The 20059-nt window shown below is 43.6% G+C and carries 20 protein-coding genes; 4 read left to right on the top strand and 16 right to left on the bottom strand.

All coding sequences use genetic code 11. The features are described 5' to 3' along the window. Positions 1-188: 188 nt before the first annotated feature. Genes rbsB through NZ043_RS23955 form a run of 6 tightly spaced genes read right to left on the bottom strand, consistent with a single transcriptional unit; the run spans position 189 to position 5866 of the window. Positions 189-1121 carry a ribose ABC transporter substrate-binding protein RbsB gene (gene rbsB / locus NZ043_RS23980; RefSeq protein ID WP_249910715.1) on the bottom strand — a complete coding sequence of 311 codons (933 nt, stop codon included), beginning with the start codon at positions 1119-1121 and terminating at the stop codon, positions 189-191. 14 nt (positions 1122-1135) lie between these two features. Further along, the gene (rbsC, locus tag NZ043_RS23975; RefSeq protein ID WP_036670913.1) at positions 1136-2107 is read right to left on the bottom strand and encodes a ribose ABC transporter permease; all 972 of its coding nucleotides are present in this window, start codon (positions 2105-2107) and stop codon (positions 1136-1138) included. Between the two features lies 1 nt (position 2108). Continuing rightward, positions 2109-3590: a sugar ABC transporter ATP-binding protein gene (locus NZ043_RS23970; protein WP_339309408.1), complete on the bottom strand. Its 1482-nt coding sequence runs from the start codon at positions 3588-3590 to the stop codon at positions 2109-2111. Between the two features lie 14 nt (positions 3591-3604). Then, positions 3605-4006 carry a D-ribose pyranase gene (gene rbsD, locus NZ043_RS23965; protein ID WP_133384748.1) on the bottom strand — a complete coding sequence of 134 codons (402 nt, stop codon included), beginning with the start codon at positions 4004-4006 and terminating at the stop codon, positions 3605-3607. Continuing rightward, positions 4006-4884: a ribokinase gene (gene rbsK, locus NZ043_RS23960; RefSeq protein ID WP_091030586.1), complete on the bottom strand. Its 879-nt coding sequence runs from the start codon at positions 4882-4884 to the stop codon at positions 4006-4008. The genes rbsD and rbsK overlap by 1 nt, the downstream gene beginning before the upstream one ends. Continuing rightward, positions 4877-5866 (bottom strand): LacI family DNA-binding transcriptional regulator, encoded by a 990-nt coding sequence (locus NZ043_RS23955; protein ID WP_339309407.1) that lies wholly within the window; start codon positions 5864-5866, stop codon positions 4877-4879. The genes rbsK and NZ043_RS23955 overlap by 8 nt, the downstream gene beginning before the upstream one ends. A gap of 259 nt (positions 5867-6125) precedes the next feature. Here NZ043_RS23955 and NZ043_RS23950 point away from each other — a divergent pair, with 259 nt between their 5' ends. Next, positions 6126-7094, top strand: a complete 969-nt coding sequence (locus tag NZ043_RS23950) for a DMT family transporter (protein WP_339309406.1) — start codon at positions 6126-6128, stop codon at positions 7092-7094. A gap of 98 nt (positions 7095-7192) precedes the next feature. Here NZ043_RS23950 and NZ043_RS23945 read toward each other — a convergent pair whose 3' ends face one another. From NZ043_RS23945 to NZ043_RS23935, 3 genes are all read right to left on the bottom strand, one after another. Beyond that, the gene (locus NZ043_RS23945) at positions 7193-8335 is read right to left on the bottom strand and encodes a DUF4309 domain-containing protein (protein ID WP_339309405.1); all 1143 of its coding nucleotides are present in this window, start codon (positions 8333-8335) and stop codon (positions 7193-7195) included. Between the two features lie 305 nt (positions 8336-8640). Continuing rightward, entirely contained in the window at positions 8641-9774 is a 1134-nt protein-coding gene (locus NZ043_RS23940; RefSeq protein WP_339309404.1) for a serine hydrolase domain-containing protein, read from the bottom strand. A 216-nt stretch (positions 9775-9990) separates the two neighbouring features. Further along, positions 9991-10185 carry a hypothetical protein gene (locus NZ043_RS23935; protein ID WP_017688524.1) on the bottom strand — a complete coding sequence of 65 codons (195 nt, stop codon included), beginning with the start codon at positions 10183-10185 and terminating at the stop codon, positions 9991-9993. 166 nt (positions 10186-10351) lie between these two features. Here NZ043_RS23935 and NZ043_RS23930 point away from each other — a divergent pair, with 166 nt between their 5' ends. Beyond that, a complete protein-coding gene (locus NZ043_RS23930; RefSeq protein WP_133384743.1) occupies positions 10352-11023 on the top strand; it encodes a cyclase family protein in 672 nt (223 codons plus the stop codon). Positions 11024-11097: 74 nt separating this feature from the next. Here NZ043_RS23930 and NZ043_RS23925 read toward each other — a convergent pair whose 3' ends face one another. Both NZ043_RS23925 and NZ043_RS23920 read right to left on the bottom strand, forming a co-directional pair. Then, complete coding sequence (locus NZ043_RS23925; RefSeq protein ID WP_036670902.1) at positions 11098-11970, bottom strand: YitT family protein; 873 nt, start codon at positions 11968-11970, stop codon at positions 11098-11100. Positions 11971-12060: 90 nt separating this feature from the next. Further along, complete coding sequence (locus tag NZ043_RS23920) at positions 12061-12417, bottom strand: MerR family transcriptional regulator (protein ID WP_091030600.1); 357 nt, start codon at positions 12415-12417, stop codon at positions 12061-12063. Positions 12418-12528: 111 nt separating this feature from the next. Between NZ043_RS23920 and NZ043_RS23915 the strand changes: the two genes are divergently transcribed. Next, complete coding sequence (locus NZ043_RS23915; protein ID WP_133384742.1) at positions 12529-13302, top strand: SDR family NAD(P)-dependent oxidoreductase; 774 nt, start codon at positions 12529-12531, stop codon at positions 13300-13302. Between the two features lie 184 nt (positions 13303-13486). Here NZ043_RS23915 and nspC read toward each other — a convergent pair whose 3' ends face one another. From nspC to NZ043_RS23890, 5 genes are all read right to left on the bottom strand, one after another. Beyond that, positions 13487-14614 (bottom strand): carboxynorspermidine decarboxylase, encoded by a 1128-nt coding sequence (gene nspC / locus NZ043_RS23910; RefSeq protein WP_339309403.1) that lies wholly within the window; start codon positions 14612-14614, stop codon positions 13487-13489. A gap of 1 nt (position 14615) precedes the next feature. Further along, positions 14616-15854, bottom strand: a complete 1239-nt coding sequence (locus NZ043_RS23905) for a saccharopine dehydrogenase family protein (protein WP_017688530.1) — start codon at positions 15852-15854, stop codon at positions 14616-14618. 689 nt (positions 15855-16543) lie between these two features. Beyond that, the gene (locus NZ043_RS23900; RefSeq protein ID WP_339309402.1) at positions 16544-16687 is read right to left on the bottom strand and encodes a hypothetical protein; all 144 of its coding nucleotides are present in this window, start codon (positions 16685-16687) and stop codon (positions 16544-16546) included. A gap of 106 nt (positions 16688-16793) precedes the next feature. After that, complete coding sequence (locus NZ043_RS23895; RefSeq protein WP_339309401.1) at positions 16794-18053, bottom strand: cytochrome P450; 1260 nt, start codon at positions 18051-18053, stop codon at positions 16794-16796. A 216-nt stretch (positions 18054-18269) separates the two neighbouring features. Next, positions 18270-19163, bottom strand: a complete 894-nt coding sequence (locus tag NZ043_RS23890) for a TetR/AcrR family transcriptional regulator (RefSeq protein WP_091030609.1) — start codon at positions 19161-19163, stop codon at positions 18270-18272. Between the two features lie 236 nt (positions 19164-19399). Here NZ043_RS23890 and NZ043_RS23885 point away from each other — a divergent pair, with 236 nt between their 5' ends. Beyond that, entirely contained in the window at positions 19400-20047 is a 648-nt protein-coding gene (locus tag NZ043_RS23885) for a TetR/AcrR family transcriptional regulator (protein ID WP_091030612.1), read from the top strand. The last annotated feature ends 12 nt before the right edge of the window (positions 20048-20059 follow it).

Raw genomic sequence — 20059 nt, 5'->3', positions numbered from 1 at the left:
ATATTGGAGCAATCCAAAACTACAAAATGGACTACAATTCAATTGGGTACCTTTCTGTTGCTATTAAAAGCCAATAATCTGTTTGATATGATGCCCACGCACTTTGAAAATGAAAAAAAGCCGCTATATTAGCGGCTTGGTTTAATTCTAAGTTTATTTCCAAAACGAGAAACATGTTTTATGAGGATTTACTCGTTCGCATTTTCCTTGGTTACCAGCTTCAATTCAGCGGGAATCGAAGACTCCACCTGCTTACCACTGAGCACATCCAGAGCAGCTTGCAGCGCCAGTTGGCCAATCAGTATAGGCTGCTGAGCGACTGTTGCCGTCAATTTCCCATCCTGAATGGATTTGATTGCATCATCATTGCCATCGAATCCGATGACCGGAATGTCTTTACCTGAGCTTTGAATCGCTTCAATCGCACCAAGCGCCATCTCATCATTATGGGCAAATACTGCCTGCACGTCAGGATTACCCTGAAGCAGATTCTCCATGACATTTAATCCTTTGGACCGATCGAAATCAGCAGATTGTTTGGAAACCACATCGAGTTGCTTGTCAGCCACTTCATGGAAACCTTTACCCCGTTCTCTTGTTGCGGAAGCGCCAGGTACACCCTCAAGTTCAATGACTTTTGCTCCCTCACCCAGTTGTTCAACAAAGTATTCAGCTGCCATGCGTCCGCCTTTAACGTTATCAGATGCCACTAGTGCCGCCACTTCGCCTTTATCTGCGGAGCGATCCAGCGTGATTACAGGAATGCCCACACTATTAGCGGATTGAACCGCTGTGGAGATCGCTGCAGAGTCCGCAGGGTTAATCAGAAGTGCACTAACGCCTTGCTGAATGAGATCATCCACATCATTGGTTTGTTTGGCCGAATCATTCTGCGCATCCACCACGATGACCTGTACTCCCTGTTTTTTGGCTTCAGCCATGACTCCATCCTTCAGTGATACAAAGAATGGATTGTTAAGTGTAGATATCGACAAACCTATTTTCTTCTGTCCGTTACTTTTGTTTGGGTTAGGTTTGGCCCATTCCGGTGGCTCCAGAGAGCACCCGGCCAGAACGATGATCATCAGCATACTTATGAGTGTTACAGTCCACTTTTTCATATTCGCTTCTCTCCTTATGCTGTTTTCTTGCGGTCCAGCAGGACAGCAATGGCAATGACGATACCTTTTACAACCATTTGATAAAATGAGTTTACTTCAAGCAAGTTCAATCCATTATTCAACACGCCGATAATCAGAACACCGATCAGTGTACCAACGATGCGTCCTCGTCCTCCAGCAAGACTTGTACCACCCAATACAACCGCTGCGATCGCATCCAGCTCGTAGGATGTACCTGCCGTTGGTTGCGCTGAATTCAAGCGTGATGTCAGAATTGCACCTGCAAGAGCAGCGAGCATACCTGTCAGGGAGTAGATCATAATTTTCACGCGATTCACTTTGATACCTGAGATAATGGAAGCTTTCTCATTACCGCCGATAGCGTACGTTTTGCGGCCAAAAGCCGTTTTATGCAAAACAATCCATAGAATCATGAAGGTAATCAGCATCGTAATTGCAGGTACGGGAATGCCAAGCAGGTAACCACGGCCGAACAGTTGGAATAACAGGTTATCCCCGAGTCCTGTAATTGGATTACCGTTCGTGTACACCAACGTCAGTCCTCTGAATATCGTCATCGTTGCCAATGTAGCGATAAACGGAGCCATTCTGCCTTTGGTAATCATCAGTCCGTTCACCATACCCATGACACCACCGAGCGCTACACCGATAATGATGGACAAGATCGGGTCCAGTCCGGACAACATCATGTTTGCTACAAAAGCACTGGATAAAGCCAGGATCGAGCCGACCGACAGATCGATTCCACCCGTCAGGATAACAAATGTCATACCGAAAGCAATCAGCGCATTAATCGAGACTTGACGCAATAAATTTAAGATATTAAGCGGTTCCAAGAAACTTGGATTCAACACCGATACGATGAGAATAAGAATGATTAAACCGAGCAGCGGTCCTAATTTTTGTATCACACTTGAGAAACGGAAGCCGCTTTTAGCCGTTTTGTTTTCCTGCATTGTTGTCATATCACTGTCCCCCTGTGGCCAATGTCATAATGTGTTCTTGTGTTGCTACTTCCCTTGCAACCTCGCCACTGATGTGTCCTTCATGCACAACTGCGATTCGGTCGCTCATGCCAAGCACTTCAGGTAGCTCCGACGATACCATGATGATTGCAACACCGCGGTCTGTCAGTTCATTCATCAATTCATAGATTTCGCGCTTCGCTCCGACATCCACTCCGCGTGTGGGTTCATCCAGGAAAAGTACGCTTGGACCGATACCAACCCATTTCGCGATAACCACCTTTTGCTGGTTACCCCCAGATAGATTCCTTGCTGCCGTTTCGGAGGATTGTGTTTTGATTTGTAGACGTTTGATCAATGTATCTACGAAGTCTTGTTCTTTCGAAGCTGAAATGAAACCTTTGTTTGAGAAACTGAACAGATTCGTCAACGCCATATTTTCTCGAATAGAAAAGTCTAACACCAGCCCCTCATCCTTGCGGTCTTCTGTAATAAACCCGATTCCATGTTTCACTGCATCTGCCGGTTTACGAATGTTTACTTTTTTGCCGCGGATGAAGATTTCACCGCTATCCAACGTATCCAGACCAAAGATGGTTCTCATGATCTCTGTTCGTCCCGAACCCATAAGTCCTGAGAAACCGAGGATCTCCCCCGCTCTCACGGTGAAGTTAATATTCTCGAACAACCCTTTGCTGCTTGCATTCCTTACTTCCAGGACAACTTCACCATAAGAAGGATTCCGGACAGGGTAACGCTCGGTAAGTTCACGACCTACCATTTTCCGAACGACTTCATCAAAGCTTGTCTGTGGAATGGCTTGGGTGTCTACCGTTCTTCCGTCACGCATGATGGTAATCCGGTCACAGATCGTGAATATCTCCTCCATTCGGTGAGAAATATACACGATGGATACGCCTTCCTTCTTCAGCGAGCTGATTACACCAAACAACTTCTGGATCTCGCGCTCCGTAAGTGCTGCTGTTGGCTCGTCCATAATGATGACCTTGGCATCAGTCATTAGTGCTTTGGCAATCTCGATCATCTGTTGCTGCCCGACAGAGCACTCTCCCGCAGGACGTTCCAGTGGTATGTCTACAGAAAGTTTAGCGAACTGTTCTTTGGCGAGCGCTTTCATTTGTCTTGTATTAAGCAACCCGATGGATGATGTCAGTTCCTTACCGATAAAGAGATTATCCAGCACCGTCATTTCAGGCCATACGTTCAGCTCCTGATGTATGAATGTGATACCCAGTTTCTCGGCTTCCTTTGGACTTGCAAAATAGTTTTCTTCTCCGTCTATGGTGATGATTCCCTGATCACGCTGATGAAGACCAATCAGAATGTTCATCAGCGTGGATTTGCCGGCTCCATTCTCCCCCATCAGGGCATGAACCTCACCATCTTTTAGTTCAAAATCCACTCCGCTCAGCACCTGATTCGTTCCAAACGCTTTATGAATGTCTTGCATCTGAATGTGCATTACGTAACCTCCTTTTAACCGAAATGGACTCCCGATTGTAAAATGCAATTGGCATAGGGTGTGGCTTCACCTGTGCGGATGACCGCTTTCACCTGCCGAGTTAATGCTTTGAATTGTTCATGGCTGACGGAAGCATCGATGGCTTCTTCACCGAATTTCTCCGTGATGAATTGCATAGCTGCGGGATTGCCTTCGCGAATTTCTTCTGCCACAATAACTTTCTCAATAACCATATCTTCTGCGATAACCTCTACCACTTCGCGAAAACTTGGTGTTCCCAATTTAAGGGCTAGATCGATTTTGATTACCCCGTCAGGTACCGGTAGACCTGCATCCGCAATCGCAATCATGTCCGTATGGCCCAGATCAGACAAAATCTTGGAAATGTGACTATTCAACATGCCATTTCTTTTCATTACAAGCTCTCCTCTACTTCATCACGCGTTGGCATACCGCCCTGCGCTCCGAACTTGGTGACGGACAACGATGCAGCCCGATTGGCGAAGCGTATACTCTCTTGCAACGCTTTTCCTTCAGCCAAAGCAACTGCAAATGCGGCGTTGAACGTATCTCCTGCCCCAGTAGTATCGACAGCCTCAACTTTATAAGTTGGGACTAGAATTTCCTCAGTGCCATCAAAGTAACGTACACCTTTACTGCCCTCCGTGATGAACAACTTGTTAGGATACTGACGTAATGCCTGTGCCGGACTCATACCCTGAAACAAAATCTCGGCTTCATGCTCGTTCGGCGTGATATATGCGGCATTGTCGATCACTTCTTGCGGTAATGTTCTCGCCGGTGCGGGATTAAGCAACAGCGGTGTTCCGAATTCTGCACATAATGTACTTACATGAACAACCGTTTCCTCCGGAATTTCCTGCTGAATCAGCACGATATCTGCGTTTCGAATTACTTCAGCTGCCTCATCGACATATGCAGGAGTGACTTCTCGATTGGCCGCTTCAACCACTACGATACTATTATCACCTTCTGCCAGAATGATATGAGCCGTTCCGCTTTCTAAATGTGTAACCGGTTTCACATTTTGCGTATTTACAGCATTTGCTCTGAAGTTCTCTAAAATATCTTTGCCAAAAGCATCGTCGCCTACCCGGCCGATCATCGCAACCTCGGCACCCAGTCGTGCAGCGGCAACAGCCTGATTGGCTCCCTTACCGCCAGGGACCGTTTTGAAGCTGTCGCCAAGAACGGTTTCACCCGCCCCCGGCCGTCTTGACGAAGTAACAACCAGATCCATTGAACTGCTTCCTATTACACATATTTTAGCCATCTGATTTCACCTTTCTCGTAGTGCCCCGTTCGATGAAACTTACGGGCAACTGTATGTTTTTATTCTCTATTGCAGCTTGTTCGACAAGCTGGATAAGTAATCCCGCCGCTTCTCTTCCCATCTCGTATGCTGGCTGATGGATGGTGGACAATGCCGGCGATAACAGGCTGCTCATCGGAATATCATCGAAACCAATCACTTGTACGTCATCAGGAACTTTTTTTCCGATTCGTGATGCCTCATGCAGTACTGCCATGGCTGCGATGTCATTGCTGGCAATGACCCCGTCTGTGTCCGCGTACTTCCTGAATAATTCTTCAGCCCATACACCCGCCTCGTTAATTGAAAATGAGGTTGTCTTGATTACCCGGTAGTCTAGCCCAGCATCACGGATGATTTCAATCGCTCCTTCAAAGCGATCCTGAGCCGGTCTGATCTGTGACGGTCCTTGCATAACCGTGATCCGGCGACTGCCACGTTTGATAATCTCCCTTGCAGCTAGTCTTCCACCTTCCCTGCCATCCGCATACACGGATGGACGATCCAATGAAGTTCTGTCCAGAAACACGACGGGAATCTTCAGTTTTTCATATATTGAAGAATGAGGGTAGTTCGTTGAAGAGATCACACCGACCACATTGTTCTGGATAAACGTCTGGATGTAATCATGCTCCTTCCGTTCATCCTCATCACTATTTCCGAATATCAGTCTGTAATCCTGTTCCTGCATCCGGTCCTCTACCCCGCGGGCCAACTGCGGGAAGTAAGGGTTGGCAATATCCGGCAACAACAGGCCTATCAGTTTGGACTTGCGCTTATATAATGAGCGGGCCACTTCATTTGGCGAAAAGTTAAGCGCCTTCACAGCATCTTCCACTTTCTTGCGTGTGTCGGCATGAACATAACCTCTATCATTAATGACTCTGGATACGGTGGCAACAGATACGCCAGCCAGTTGAGCTACGTCTTTAATTGTTGTCATAAGTTGCTCTCCTCTATGTGTAACCGGTTACAGACATTAAATTATCATATTATTTTCAATTTGACAAGCGTTTTCATTCTGGAAATTTCTCCAAGTATACATGAATGTGCACTGGAATCCATCTGTATCATGGTTTCTTCCTGTCCTGGAGAGCGGTTTATTAATTATCATTACAAATAGTTGCGATATGTGATATGGTCAGTGAGGATATTAGATACGTACATACATATGTGCATGAAATGTGAGGAGAAGATCGAAAGTGATAGAGAGAAATACCCTTGAGAAACCGAGTAAATTTAGTGATCCCATTTTTGTCATGCTCGTGGCAAGCCTGTGTTGCTTGTTATGGGGAAGTGCGTACCCATCCATCAAACTTGGATATATCGCGTTTAACATTCTTCCGGAAGATATTGCTTCCAAGTATGTATTTGCAGGATACCGATTTACACTGGCGGGCTTGCTGCTCTTGCTCCTGTCTCGTATCGTTAGAAAAGAGAAGCTCCAATTGTCCAGACCTCAGTGGACAGGCCTCATCATGTTAGGTATATTGCAAACCGGTTTGCAATATATGTTTTTCTACGTTGGCGTAGCCAATACGACGGGTGTCAAAGGCTCCATTATGAACGCTACTACAACCTTTTTCAGTGTTGTTCTGGCCCATTTCATCTATAAAAATGACAAATTAAGCAGAAATAAAATCGTTGGCTGCTTGCTCGGATTTGTCGGTGTAATCATCGTAAACTTCCATACGGATCTGCTTGCTTTTTCCTTTTCATTCACAGGTGAAGGGTTTGTTATTATAGCTGCTCTTGTTTTTTCCGTTACGGCCCTTTACGCAAAACGTCTCACCGCTACGATCGATGTTCTGATCATCACAGGTGTCAGCTTATTCGTCGGGGGACTGGTACTTACGCTGTTAGGTCTATCGCTTGGCGGTCGGGTCACCCATTTCACCTTGGAATCCACCAGTAACTTAATCTACCTGGCTTTGCTGTCATCCGTCGCATTTTGTCTATGGAATCTGCTTCTCAAGTATAACAAGGTCGGAAGAGTTTCAGTCTATAACTTCCTAATCCCTGTGTTTGGCGCATTGTTATCAGCGTTATTCCTGGGGGAAACGATCTTGGAACTGAAAAATCTGGCTGCATTGCTGTTCGTGTCGGTCGGCATTTATTTAGTCAATCGTGTGCGTTCTGTGCAGAGCTCTAATAACACTCCAATAAAATAGACTACCGTCCATCTCATGGAAATCAAAAAAGCCGCTATTTAGCGGCTTTTTTTTGTAATAAGAATACGATACACTTTTGTTTCTTACGATGTTATAGCTTAATATATACTCGTAAAGTCAATCAAGTCCTCTTCTTCCTCATAATTGAATACAATGGCGTGATTACCCAATTGGTATACCATCTCATAACCATCAACGACTTCATTGTAATACTCTGAGGAAGGTTTCCCCATCCATATTTTCACATTCCATGGTGACAGATTCTGCTTCTCATTGTACAAATCAAAAACGGCAATACGTGATTTATTGGTAAGCTCGTGCATGTATGAATCAAATCCGACGCCGAATTTAGAATAATAATAGAACGCTCCCCATTCCTCATTTGAACGAGAGGTTGGTTTCCCCAGCTTTTTTTGCGCATTTTGAAGCGTCATGCCAATCTTGATGTCCGTCCGGCCCGGTAATGCACCCTTTAAAGCAGCTTCCTTCAAGCTTTTCAGGTAAGCGCGATCGCCAACACCCGAGTTCGGCCAAGCTTTTGAACGGAGGTTACGCGTATCTTCCAACCGCAACTCCGATTTGTTTACATTCAACTTAAACGTATTAACTCCATAGACGAATTGCAGGTTGTTGTAATTTTTGAACTGTACTCGGGCACCTGAAAGAGTACGGATTCCATCATCTCTGCTTGCAGAGTAGGAATCGTCGATTTTTTTACCCTTATTATCGACATATGTTACACGGCGCAATTCCCCGGAACGAACAATATAGGTTTTCACCTCATTAAAATTAGAAGTTCCCCAATCGGTAATCATCAGCATGTCTGGTGTACTAGCCTCTTTGTTTTTCACAACGAAGTTCCAGGTTTGCGGCAAAATAATCGTATTCAGATCCAATTTTGCTGCTTGGACTGTTCCGTATGCTGCACCTTTTTTCAGCAAGGCTGCACGATACGTTCCTGAATAACTCTTGTCGCCTTTTTTATTGTTTGTCCAACCATTTTCTTCGGTCAGCGTGCTCTTCTGTTCATCATAAGCGAAAATATAAACGGTGTAAGCCGTTTGTTTGGCATCACGAAGCGTAAATGAAAGCCGGCTCATACTTGCGAGCTGTTTGGCGGAGATTTGCTCTCCTTTGGCAGCAGCATTAGTAGGTAGCAGGAGCAATGCGCTCAGAACATAGCCGATTAAAGTAAGTAAGGCCAGAGAAGCCCATTTTGCGTTGTGTTTAGGGTGTATCATCGTTGACTCTCCTTTTAGTGTAAAAATAAAAATCTAGCAGCTCTTTTCTAATTTTAAATCGTATACAATCTCCAACTTTCACACAGGTACTTGCTAGAGTCCTAATCTTGATCAAGCTATGTAATTAATATATGTTCAATAAGCATATCCTCCTACTAGTACTATTTTCCTAAGAATGATAACATACCCTTTCTAATAAAGAAATATATAACAATCTAAATCAATAGTTTTCGATCTATATAACATAAAAAAAGCCGCTAATATAGCGGCTCTTCAAGTAACTGTAACTTCAAATACGATATGATTTACAGGCAGGAGTACACCACATTACGTAAGCGTCGTTGAACATATGGTTCCTGACTGTTGAGCAGATGCTGGGCATACATGACCGTAAGCTCTGAATCCGGATCAATAATGGCCATACAACCAGCAGCACCACTCCATCCAAATTCACCCAGTGGGCTCAGCGAACCACTGCCTGCTTTCGAGATATGTGTACGAACACCTAGTCCATAGCCGTATCCATACATATGATCCCACGAATAATCACCGCGAGTCATCTCGTTCAGGTGATCCGTTCGCATCAGTTCCACTGAAGCTTGTGACAAAATGCGTACACCTTCAGGACTTGTACCAAGCCCAGTAAGTGCGTTCAGAAAACGTGCATAATCACTAACGGTTGACAATAACCCAGCACCGCCGCTCTCCAGCTCGGTACCCACACGGAATCCATTACCATCCATACGTACAGCCTTTTCAAGCTCATCATTATAAGCATACTGCGGAATCAGACGCTTCTGCTGCTCATCGTTCAGATTAAACGCTGTATCATTCATACCCAGTGGTCCGGTGATTTCGTCCCGGAGATACGTAGCAAAGCTTTTACCACTGACCACTTCAATCAAGGCTCCCAGCACATCATGGCACATGCTGTAATTCCAGTGTGTTCCTGGTTCAAACAGCAGTGGTTCTTTCGCAAGCGCTCTCGCAAAGTCACGTGTCGGCAATGTTCCGTCGGTTCTTTTGACGGCTTCCTGAATGCTTGGATTACCCACGTCATAGGAGAAACCGGCAGTCATGGTGAACAAATCGCGCACTGTAATGGCTCTTGTCGCCTTTTCCAGCCGAATCTCACCGTTCGCCATCGTTTTCTTCACCGTCATATCAGCATATTCTGGCAGATAATCGGACAGTGGATCACTTAACAGCATTTCACCTCTCTCTACCAGTTGCAAGCCTGCAACGCAGGTCATGATTTTGGTCATGGAGTATAGATTGAAGATCGCTCCATCACCAATGGGCGTTTTCTCCTCCAGATTGGCGTAACCATTACGATAATGGAAAACGGTATCATTTCGATGCATCACCAGCACCTCTGCCCACGGAATGCGCCAGGATGTCATGCGGTCAATAAATGAAGCAAGCGGTTTAAAGTCCATTTTTTCCCGTCCTTCTATGTAAAATCGTTTATCATATTGCGATGTGGTCCATATTCAATCCCACAATCGACATATTAATAATATACGACCTTTTACAACGATTGACCACCACCTATATACTCTCCTATGTGCAATTACAATACATATTCTTTGTTCATCACACTGCTCCACACGAATAAACCGATCCATGAAAGGATCGGCTTATGTTGTAACGTTTTAGACTTCGCCGCGTCTGTTCTCAACCGATTTCATACGGTTTTGATCATCTGGTACCCGGTCAACACTGAACTCTTGACCAGCTTCAACCTCACCATGACCAGAAATATTCCGCGAAAAATTAGTGAACTGTCTTTTTTGTTCATCCAGCTCGTGTTTTTGCTTCAAAAGCTCTTGCGGGTCTTGTTTTGTCACTATGCTAACCTCCCATACATGAAATCATGCATTGTATTCGCACTATAGAAGTTTTCCATAAGAGAGCTGTACTTATGCATGAAATACCGATTCCTTTCATAATATGAGTCCATACATTCACCAAACATTATATAGAAACTGTGTGACATAAAGGAGAGAACAACAGATGAAGCGGATCCTCTTGTCCTATCCTCTTAGTGTAAATACTCCCGTTTATAAAGATAACCCTCCTGTTGAGATTCAGCAGCAGTCCAGCATAGATCAAGGAGATCTGTATAACCAATTTATCATCACATCTCTCGACCATAATGGAACTCATATTGACGGGCCTTGGCATTTCAATCCGCAAGGTCTAAAAATAAGCGAGATTCCAATAGACTACTTTATCTTTACTCATCCAACAATCCTCGATATCCCCAAAGGTGATGATGAACTTATTACAAAAGCTGACCTGGAGCCGTATGAACACCAGATTGCTGGCTCTGATCTACTACTCATACGTACAGGTTTTGGAACTTTTCGATCATCTGACCCTGTTCGTTACAGTAATCATAACCCAGGGTTTGCAGCAGATGCTGCAAGTTACCTGATGGTTTTTGATTCATTGAGAGCAGTTGGAATGGATATGATCTCTTCTGGCTCTGTGATTCATGTGGATGAAGCTATCACTTTTCATCAGATTATGCTCGGGAAAGGTCGGGTTGATGGCAAGTTCATTCTACTTATAGAGGATATGAATTTAAACCATGATTTATCTGGAATTGAAAAGGTATATGCTGTTCCATTGTATATTGAAGGTGTTGACAGTAGCTTCAGTACAGTTTTTACTGAAGCTTGATTTTTTTTATATACATATGGTAAAACAAAAACGCGCTAGCAAGAGTATTTCTCCTGTCAGCGCGTTTTTGTATGTTAGTGAATATCTTTCTTTTTGAAATTACCACCTCTGACTTCAGCTACATCATATACGACTACAAAAGCAGTTGGGTCAATTTCGTGAATGATATCTTTAATTTTACTCTCTTCCATCCGGTTAATGACACAAGTGATTTCCTTGAACTGTTCATTAGAATAGCCACCGTACGCCTCAGTGTACGTTGCACCACGACCTAGACGGTCACGAATAGTTTCAACCATAATCTCAGGTTGATTCGTAATAATTTTAAACGTCTTGGAGCCGCTCAAGCCCTCTTCAACAATATGTATCACTTTAGAAGCAATGAAATACGCAAGTCCTGACAAGATCGCGCCTTGCAGACCAAACACGGTAGAAACGACAATAAATACAAACATGTTAAGGAACAGAATGAGATCACTGGTTCCAAAAGGTACTTTTCGCGAAAGGAGTACAGCCAGCATATCTATGCCATCTAATGCGCCACCATTACGTAATGCAAGTCCCATACCAAAACCGATAATAATCCCGCCGACAACCGTAACAAGCAAGGTATCACCTTCAATGATGGTTGGTACATGGTGCATCAGACTGGTGCTGATTGCGAGTGAAGCAATACCGATGATCGAATATAACGCAAAGCTTTTTCCGATTTGCTTGTACCCGAGCCACACAAATGGAATGTTAATAATCCCGATGAGCATCCCCAGTGGTAATCCGAACAGCTGTGATCCTACGATACTCAGACCTGTGACACCACCATCTGAGACATTATTCGGGATCAATATGGCTTCAAGACCATATGCCGTTATAAATCCCCCAATGATAATCAATAATACTTTGGAGAGAATCTTTAACTTGTTTGACTTTTGTTTTCTGTTTTGATGCATTGCATTTCCCCCTTGATGAACAACCGATAAAAAACAGTCTATAATAAAAATCACTGTTTTGGCAATAGATCGTCATTTGTGTGTGTTAGTTCATTGTCCGATGAGCGTGCGATACGACGAAATTTTATGCTCAAGCATCTCATCTGCTGTGTTAAGTATGTGCATCTGTTTTTGAATCGACTCTTTATGCTCCTCCAGTAACTTCAAACGATCCGCCGCCGTATGCTCCCCTTCCTGAAACAAAGACGCATACTTCTTAATGGTAGCAATGGGCATCTGAGTCTCTTTTAATTTAATTACAAATTGCAGCCATTTCAGGTGTGACTCGTTGTACCGCCTGTCTCCACTCGCATCTCTGAGAGGAGTTACAATCTGTTCCTTCTCATAATAACGCAACGTATGTGCACTGATATGGAGTAATTCTGCCACTTCCCCAATGGTATGCATGGTTAGCCTCCCTTCCATTTTTCCGCTTGACTTAGAGTAAGCTCTAATCAGTATAATCAACTCGTGGTCACATCACAATAAAAAATGAAATCAGATCCAGGAGGAATTCCCATGAAATACACAGTGATTACCGGTGCCAGTTCGGGCATTGGATATGAAGCGGCTTTAGCTTTTGCAGCTCGTGGCAAAAATATGATCCTGGCAGCACGCAGAACCGATGAATTAGACAAATTAAAAGCAAAAGTAGCTGAAATCAATCCTGATCTGGATGTTGTCATTCGTACAGTGGATCTGTCCATTGCCACTAATGTGCATGATTTCTATGAGAGTCTTCAAGCTTACTCCATTGAGACGTGGATTAACAACGCCGGATTCGGGAATTTTGCTTCCGTGGGCGAACAACACCTGCCCAAAATTGAGCAGATGCTTCATCTAAATATAGAAGCTCTTACGATTCTTTCTTCCCTGTATGTACGTGATTATGCAAATGTTGATGGCACACAGATCATTAATATCTCCTCTGGTGGTGGATATACGATTGTAGCCGATGCAGTAACCTACTGTGCAACCAAGTTCTATGTTAGTGCCTTTACGGAAGGGCTGGCGCAAGAGTTGGAAGGCAAGAACGCAGCGATGCAAGCCAAAGTGCTCGCTCCGGCTGCAACCGAGACGGAATTTGCGAAACATTCCTTTAATTTAGAGGAGTTTGAATATGAGGGCAGAGTTCCCAAATTCCATACGGCGGAACAAATGGCTGGTTTTTTGCTGGAGTTGTATGACAGTGAGAGCGTAGTCGGCATTGTGGATGGATTGACGTATGACTTTAAGCTCAGAGAACCGATCTTTCCATATGCAGCAAGAGCAGCCTCGAAACCACAAAATTAACCCGAAAACTGAAGTCGAAGCTAAGTCGGCTCAATACCGGTAAACATTCATCTAACCTCACTGATAAATATCATTAATTCTAATCATTAAACATCAATTAACGTTAAAAAGGGAACCTGTCTCCAGGTTCCCTTCTTTGTTTTATTTTCAATTCTATATTAATGTTTACTATATAATGAAGTAATTATGCCAGCCTCATTTTGAAATCCTGATATCCGAATTCGCGAACAACTTCGCAATCGCCGTTTTTTCTTTTGACTGCAATCGCTGGAAGCGGCATGCCGTTGAACGTGTTGGTTTTCACCATGGAGTAAATCGCCATGTCCTCGAATACCAGACGGTCGCCTTCTTGTAAAGGCTGATCGAATGAATAGTCCCCAATTACGTCACCAGACAGACATGTTTGTCCTCCAAGACGATACAGATGGGCTTTCTCGCCTACTTCTCCCGAACCGATCAGCGGCGGGCGATATGGCATTTCCAGCACATCCGGCATATGGCATGTAGCTGAAGTATCCAGAATAGCGATGTCCATTCCGTTTTTATGGAAGTCCAGCACAGAAGTCACGAGATAACCCGCGTTCAGCGCAACAGCTTCTCCTGGCTCCAGATATACTTCTAGGCCATAGTCGTTCTGCATACGCTTGATGCAAGCTTCCAACCTTGGAATATCATAATCTTCACGTGTGATATGGTGTCCACCACCGAAGTTGATCCATTCCATTTGCGGCAGCCATTGTCCGAACTTCTCAACTACTGCGTTCAACGTAGTCTCCAGATCGTCGGAATTTTGCTGACACAGTGTGTGGAAGTGCAGTCCGGAGACACCTTCCAACAGATCTGCTTGAAAATCCTCTTGTTTCGCGCCAAAACGCGAACCCGGAGAACACGGATCGTAGATCTCGTGTCCTTCTTGGGTAGAGCATTCAGGATTGACGCGCAAACCGACCTTACGGCCAGCTTGAAGCGCCTTATCCTTGAATTTGGCAAGCTGTGAAAAAGAATTAAAAATAATATGGTCGCAGATGGAGAGAATCTCGTCGATCTCTTCTGCGCGATATGCCGGAGCAAAGACATGGTTCTCTTTGCCCATTTCCTCGTGGCCCAGGCGTGCTTCATACAAACCACTCGCCGTAGCGCCGCTCAGGTATTCTCCAATCAGCGGATACATCGCAGTCATGGAAAATGCTTTTTGAGCGAGCACGATTTTGGCACCTGTACGCTGCATAACACCGTTCAGGATTTTCAGGTTTCTCTCGATAAGCGCCTCGTCAACAACAAAACATGGGGTCGGTAATTGCTCGAACCGCATTTTAACGAACAAGCTCCGATTCTTTAACTTCTTCTGGCAGCTCATCAACGAGTACCGGGTTGAAGTCTTCTACCCATGGGAGGCCCCATTTGTTCAACTCTTCCATGAATGGATCTGGGTTGAACTCTTCTACATTGTATACGCCTGGTTTGTTCCATTTGCCTGTCATGACCATTGCTGCACCGATCATAGCTGGAACGCCTGTTGTGTAAGAGATCGCTTGGGAACCCACTTCTTTGTAACACTCTTGGTGATCACAGATATTGTATACATAATATGTTTTGTCTTGACCATCTTTTTTACCTTTGAAAATACAACCGATGTTTGTTTTACCTACAGTACGTGGTCCAAGGGATGCTGGATCAGGCAGTACTGCTTTCAGGAATTGCAGTGGAATAATTTGTTTACCTTCATATTCAATAGGCTCGATTGAAGTCATGCCTACATTTTCAAGAGCTTTCAAGTGAGTCAGGTAGCTTTGACCAAATGTCATGAAGAAACGGATACGTTTAAGACCTGGCATGTTTTTTGCCAAAGATTCCAGTTCCTCATGGTACAACAGGTACATGTCTTTCTCGCCAACTTCTTTGAAGTCGTAGACACGTTTGATTTCCATCGGTTTTGTTTCAATCCATTCACCATTCTCCCAGTATCTTCCGTTCGCAGATACTTCGCGAATGTTGATCTCAGGGTTGAAGTTGGTTGCGAACGGATAGCCGTGATCGCCGCCATTGCAGTCCAAAATGTCGATGTACTCAATTTCGTCAAAGTAGTGCTTCAGGGCATAAGCGGAGAATACGCCTGTCACGCCTGGGTCAAACCCACTACCGAGCAATGCAGTGATGCCTGCTTGTTCAAAACGCTCTTTGTAATCCCATTGCCAGCTGTATTCAAACTTCGCTGTATCATGTGGCTCATAGTTTGCTGTGTCCATGTAATTTGTTTTAGTTGCAAGGCAAGCATCCATGATTGTCAGATCTTGATACGGCAAAGCAAGGTTCATTACGATATCCGGTTTAACTTCGTTGATCAGAGCGATCAGTTCGTCAACATTATCAGCATCTACTTGTGCTGTCGTGATTTTTGTTTTTCCGCCGTCCAGCTTGGCTTTGAGCTCATCACATTTGGATTTTGTACGACTCGCGATGCAGATTTCCTCAAAAACTTCGCTGTTTTGAACGCATTTGTGTACTGCCACGGAAGCAACGCCGCCGGCGCCGATGATTAGTGCTTTTCCCATTTTACATTCTCCTATCCCAATATGTATTTTTTTTTATTGGTTTAATACGATGACAACAACAAGACAACAAAAAAAGCAAGGTGAAAAATGCCCGCAATCGCGCATCATCACACTTGCTTATCGATATACATCATAAAAAAGACGTGAAGTCTCCATGACCAAAAAAGTTCACAAGAACTCCTTTGGCGGAAAGCTCCTTCATGTATATCAATATTGGATCAGAGTCTATATAGCAAATAATTCGCCTTTACCACTCTTATTGACCGTTTCACAAGTTGATGTGCAATTGCACTGGTTGTAAAGTAACCAACTTATAAAATTTGAGCTTTGAACTCAATCAATAAAGCAACGTAAGTTGCCAATCGGCGTTTGACCCGGCTGTCCGTATGGCCTTAACTTCCTGGTGAAGTGGTCAAAATTATCTGCTGGAAAGCTCTAATTCATATTGATAAATTAACTTCCCAAAATCACAGGTCTTACACTATCAGACGTTGAAAAAAAAATCAAGCAATTATCAAAAATTATTTTTTTGACCGGATTACGACTTGGAATGAAATTGATATCCCTCGAAGACTTTCAAGCCCTCTGTATTAAGTAATTCCCCTGTTACTTCAGGCTTTTGAGGACTTTTGTCAAATACTTCTTCACACGCGATCATGATGTTGCCACCAGCAATTTCCGCTAATTGATCATGGGCCGAATGGTTCGTTTCCTTCTTTGCGAGCTTGCAGAGCAATTTCAATGGCTTTATGCATGAATTGTTCATCTTTATTCATAAGGTTTACCTCCACAACAAAAATTATGTACTCCACTTTATCTTTTGCATTAAGCATGTTCACTCCATGAGATGCTTCTTGTTCATCCCATTCTATCATCATTACAAATAAAGAGTATGACGAAAATTCGTCATACTCCAATGGGTCGTACTAAGTTTATCTATTAAAATTTCACAGGCAATGCTGCCAATCCCTGTGATGACAAAGCAGAGTGCCAATGAATCTCTTCCTGAGGAATACTGAGTTGAATATCCGGTAACCGACGTAAAAGCGTAGTAAACGCCACGTCCCCTTCTACACGAGCAAGTGGAGCACCGAGACACATATGGATGCCGTGTCCAAAGGCCAAATGCCGTTTTATTTTGCGTTCGATATCCAACTCTTCGGGGTCAGTGAACTGCTGCTCGTCCCGATTCGCTGATTTCAGAAGAGGAATTACGACATCTCCCTTTTGAATCGATTGTCCATCCAACTCCGTGTCCTGTGTTGCATAACGAGGACCTGAAGAAGTGGCTGGTCCGTTATATCGTAACAACTCCTCCACCGCAGAAGGAACCAGATTCAAATCTTGTTTCAGTTGTTTCAGTTGTTCGGGATGTGTCAGAAGAAGATAAGAGCCGGTTGCAATCAGATTGGAAGTTGTCTCATGCCCAGCAAATATTAATAACGTGATCATGGATATTAATTCATCTTCATTCAGTCGATCACCCTCCTCCTCAATCGCAATCAATTGACTGATGAGGTCATCTGAAGGTTCTACTCGTTTGTTCGCCACAAGCTGTGAGGTGTACTCTGCAAATGATCGCAAGTGCTGCGCTACTGCAGGGTCCTGTTTACCAAAACCAAGACCTTTTGCAATGGCTTCAGACCATACATGGATCTGAGGTCGGTCTTCCTGAGGTATACCCAACATCTCGGAAATAACGTTGATTGGGAATGGATAGGCATAGTCTTTTACAAGATCCATCTCTCCTTTTCCTTCGAATTGGTCAATCAACTCATCGGCAATTTCCTGGACGCGTGGACGCAGGCTTTCCATATATCTTGGAGTGAACGCTTTGGAAACCAGGCTACGCAGTCTACGGTGATCCGGTTCATCAACAAAGAGCATCGACTTTCCGGTAAAAAAAGTCTGGGGTTCCGACGAACCAAGCTCGCCTGAGAGATTCTTTCGAATATCATTGCCACTATCAATAGAGTTCATATCTACCGTAAATCGAGAGTGATCTTTCAGCACTTCCATGGCAACGTCCATCCGAGTTACAATCCAGGTTCGCCCTGCTCCACCCATTGGATTAGGTATAGGAACAACGGAACCTTTGGCACGCATCTGTGCAAACATGGCAAATGGATCTTTACTATTTTCTTCGCTAAATAAATTAAATTCTACTTTTTCTGAGGTCTGGTTATTCGAATGATTCATTATAATCTTCCTTTCGAAGTGAAGTTATTCAAATCTATGGAAATATATGTTCATTTCGATTATATACTACTCGTCTATTTATTTTCAAATATCATAAATTTAACGGCAGTAAACAACTGTTATAACAATATTTCATTTATATACGATTAGTATAATATTGATAATTACAAGCATAAAAAGTATAAAAAAGAGGTCGGCTATTAGCCAACCCCCATATTAATTACGTTGTTTCACCAGTTCCAAATACCACCAACAGGCTTCGGTCACTCTATTGGCTTCCGATTGAAACGCACTGGACTTGTACTCTTTGTGAAACGCTTGAAGTACCACTTCGATTACAGGAATATTTAAATCCTCTTGATCCTGTAATAACGCTAAAAGCCCCTTCGAAAGTTGCTTCAATGCTGCAGATTCCTTGGATTTTTGAACACGGTTGTTGAACTCATCAAATTCGATCAATACATTATCGATGTCCAGACCCATATCATGGTTACGCTCATCGGCATTCAGGAAATAGAGAGACTGAAAGTCGAAAATATGTTCATTTCTCTGGTGCATTGTTCTTAGGATCACTTCAATGTACGTTAGTACTTTTGGAACCACTTCGCTCCATACCGGTTTTTGCGTATTTAGACTTCTTGATGTGTTGGCAATCTGATGTAATATGCCATAGCACAATATTGCCCCTTCGTTGGCATATAAGCTAATATCGTTTCCGTACACCTGAATCAAGCGTGTGGACAGCCATTTTAGGTGAACTGTAGCCAGTTTGGCTGAGTTGATCTCCCCAGAATAAAAGCCCGTCCAATATAATTCCCATACTCGCTCTTTATTAGGTACAGACATAGGAATCGCAATCTGGTCTACGAGCAGATCATAATCCGATGTATAGTGATTTTGTTCAAGTTCTTTGCGAATGAAAACATCCTCTTGCATGCGCTGATCAATAATCGAATATAAACAGTCTTCTTTGGAACTGAAGAATTTGTAGAATGTGCCTTTGGATACACCTGATTGATCCAGGATCATCTGGATTGTTGTATTTGCATAGCTATGCTCTAAAAATAGTGCAAGTGCTGTTTCCAATAAACTTTGTTTACGACTACTCATGTCTCGTTATCGCCCCAAGTTTTTCTATTGATTTTAACATTCATTCCTCAGGAGTTGAAGCATTGATTCGCACTATAGCCGTCATATAAAATAATTGCACAATGAGTAAATTTGCACAATGGGCAACTTGTTGTTATGATAAACCTCACAAAGTGCATATTCAGTAAGTGTGCTCTTCTTAAAAAGAATTAAACCATAGTCATTGGTGTTGGAGGTGAACGCATAAGCGGAGAATAATGATTAAAAGAAACTTGCGACATTTGAAGAAAGAAGCCACTGAAAAAGCACTTGCTGGTGCTGCATTTGAACTTACCCTTGAACATGGGCTTGATGGCTTTACGGTCGAAGATATCGTGCATCAGGTGGGTTGTTCACGTAGAACATTTGCAAACTACTTCACATGTAAAGAGGAAGCCGTAGCAAGAGGTGCAATATCCGTTCAGAATACAACGGAACTCGAAGAGTTACTTACCGAAATGCCCGACAACGTCTCCTTGCTTGACGTACTGTATAACCTGATCAAGATGCAGCTTACAACAGAACTAATTGGAAGGCTTCATCAGCTGCTCTCACTATCCCAGACTTATCCTGTGCTTGAACCGCATTACCTTGGAGCCATGCACCGGATGCAGACGCAGGCACAAGATACCTTATTAGACTTATCTAACGGGAAATATGACGAGATCTATACTTATCTTCTGATTAACGCACTATATGGATCGATACTGCCATTAATTGATGGAAGACTCAATGTGTTGCTGCCCGGACAAGTCATTACTGAAGATACCAAGCCCGGCGCTTTAACCTTCGATCAATTTTTGGAAACCACGTTTAATCATTTACGGGCAGGATTCGAACATGCCAACCATCCACATTCATCATAGAGGGAGTGTAAA

Origin of the sequence: Paenibacillus sp. FSL k6-2145 (genome assembly GCF_037976585.1) — a bacterium.
Taxonomy (GTDB): Bacteria; Bacillota; Bacilli; order Paenibacillales; family Paenibacillaceae; genus Paenibacillus.
Note: the sequence above shows the minus strand (reverse complement) of the source record. Positions and strands in the feature narration are given on the sequence as shown.

Coding starts and splice junctions, on each gene's coding strand:
- rbsB (WP_249910715.1), bottom strand. CDS start 1,121: ATGAAAAAGTGGACTGTAACACTCATAAGTATGCTGATGATCATCGTT.
- rbsC (WP_036670913.1), bottom strand. CDS start 2,107: ATGACAACAATGCAGGAAAACAAAACGGCTAAAAGCGGCTTCCGTTTC.
- NZ043_RS23970 (WP_339309408.1), bottom strand. CDS start 3,590: ATGCACATTCAGATGCAAGACATTCATAAAGCGTTTGGAACGAATCAG.
- rbsD (WP_133384748.1), bottom strand. CDS start 4,006: ATGAAAAGAAATGGCATGTTGAATAGTCACATTTCCAAGATTTTGTCT.
- rbsK (WP_091030586.1), bottom strand. CDS start 4,884: ATGGCTAAAATATGTGTAATAGGAAGCAGTTCAATGGATCTGGTTGTT.
- NZ043_RS23955 (WP_339309407.1), bottom strand. CDS start 5,866: ATGACAACAATTAAAGACGTAGCTCAACTGGCTGGCGTATCTGTTGCC.
- NZ043_RS23945 (WP_339309405.1), bottom strand. CDS start 8,335: ATGATACACCCTAAACACAACGCAAAATGGGCTTCTCTGGCCTTACTT.
- NZ043_RS23940 (WP_339309404.1), bottom strand. CDS start 9,774: ATGGACTTTAAACCGCTTGCTTCATTTATTGACCGCATGACATCCTGG.
- NZ043_RS23930 (WP_133384743.1), top strand. CDS start 10,352: ATGAAGCGGATCCTCTTGTCCTATCCTCTTAGTGTAAATACTCCCGTT.
- NZ043_RS23925 (WP_036670902.1), bottom strand. CDS start 11,970: ATGCATCAAAACAGAAAACAAAAGTCAAACAAGTTAAAGATTCTCTCC.
- NZ043_RS23920 (WP_091030600.1), bottom strand. CDS start 12,417: ATGCATACCATTGGGGAAGTGGCAGAATTACTCCATATCAGTGCACAT.
- NZ043_RS23915 (WP_133384742.1), top strand. CDS start 12,529: ATGAAATACACAGTGATTACCGGTGCCAGTTCGGGCATTGGATATGAA.
- nspC (WP_339309403.1), bottom strand. CDS start 14,614: ATGCGGTTCGAGCAATTACCGACCCCATGTTTTGTTGTTGACGAGGCG.
- NZ043_RS23905 (WP_017688530.1), bottom strand. CDS start 15,854: ATGGGAAAAGCACTAATCATCGGCGCCGGCGGCGTTGCTTCCGTGGCA.
- NZ043_RS23900 (WP_339309402.1), bottom strand. CDS start 16,687: ATGCTTAATGCAAAAGATAAAGTGGAGTACATAATTTTTGTTGTGGAG.
- NZ043_RS23895 (WP_339309401.1), bottom strand. CDS start 18,053: ATGAATCATTCGAATAACCAGACCTCAGAAAAAGTAGAATTTAATTTA.
- NZ043_RS23890 (WP_091030609.1), bottom strand. CDS start 19,163: ATGAGTAGTCGTAAACAAAGTTTATTGGAAACAGCACTTGCACTATTT.
- NZ043_RS23885 (WP_091030612.1), top strand. CDS start 19,400: ATGATTAAAAGAAACTTGCGACATTTGAAGAAAGAAGCCACTGAAAAA.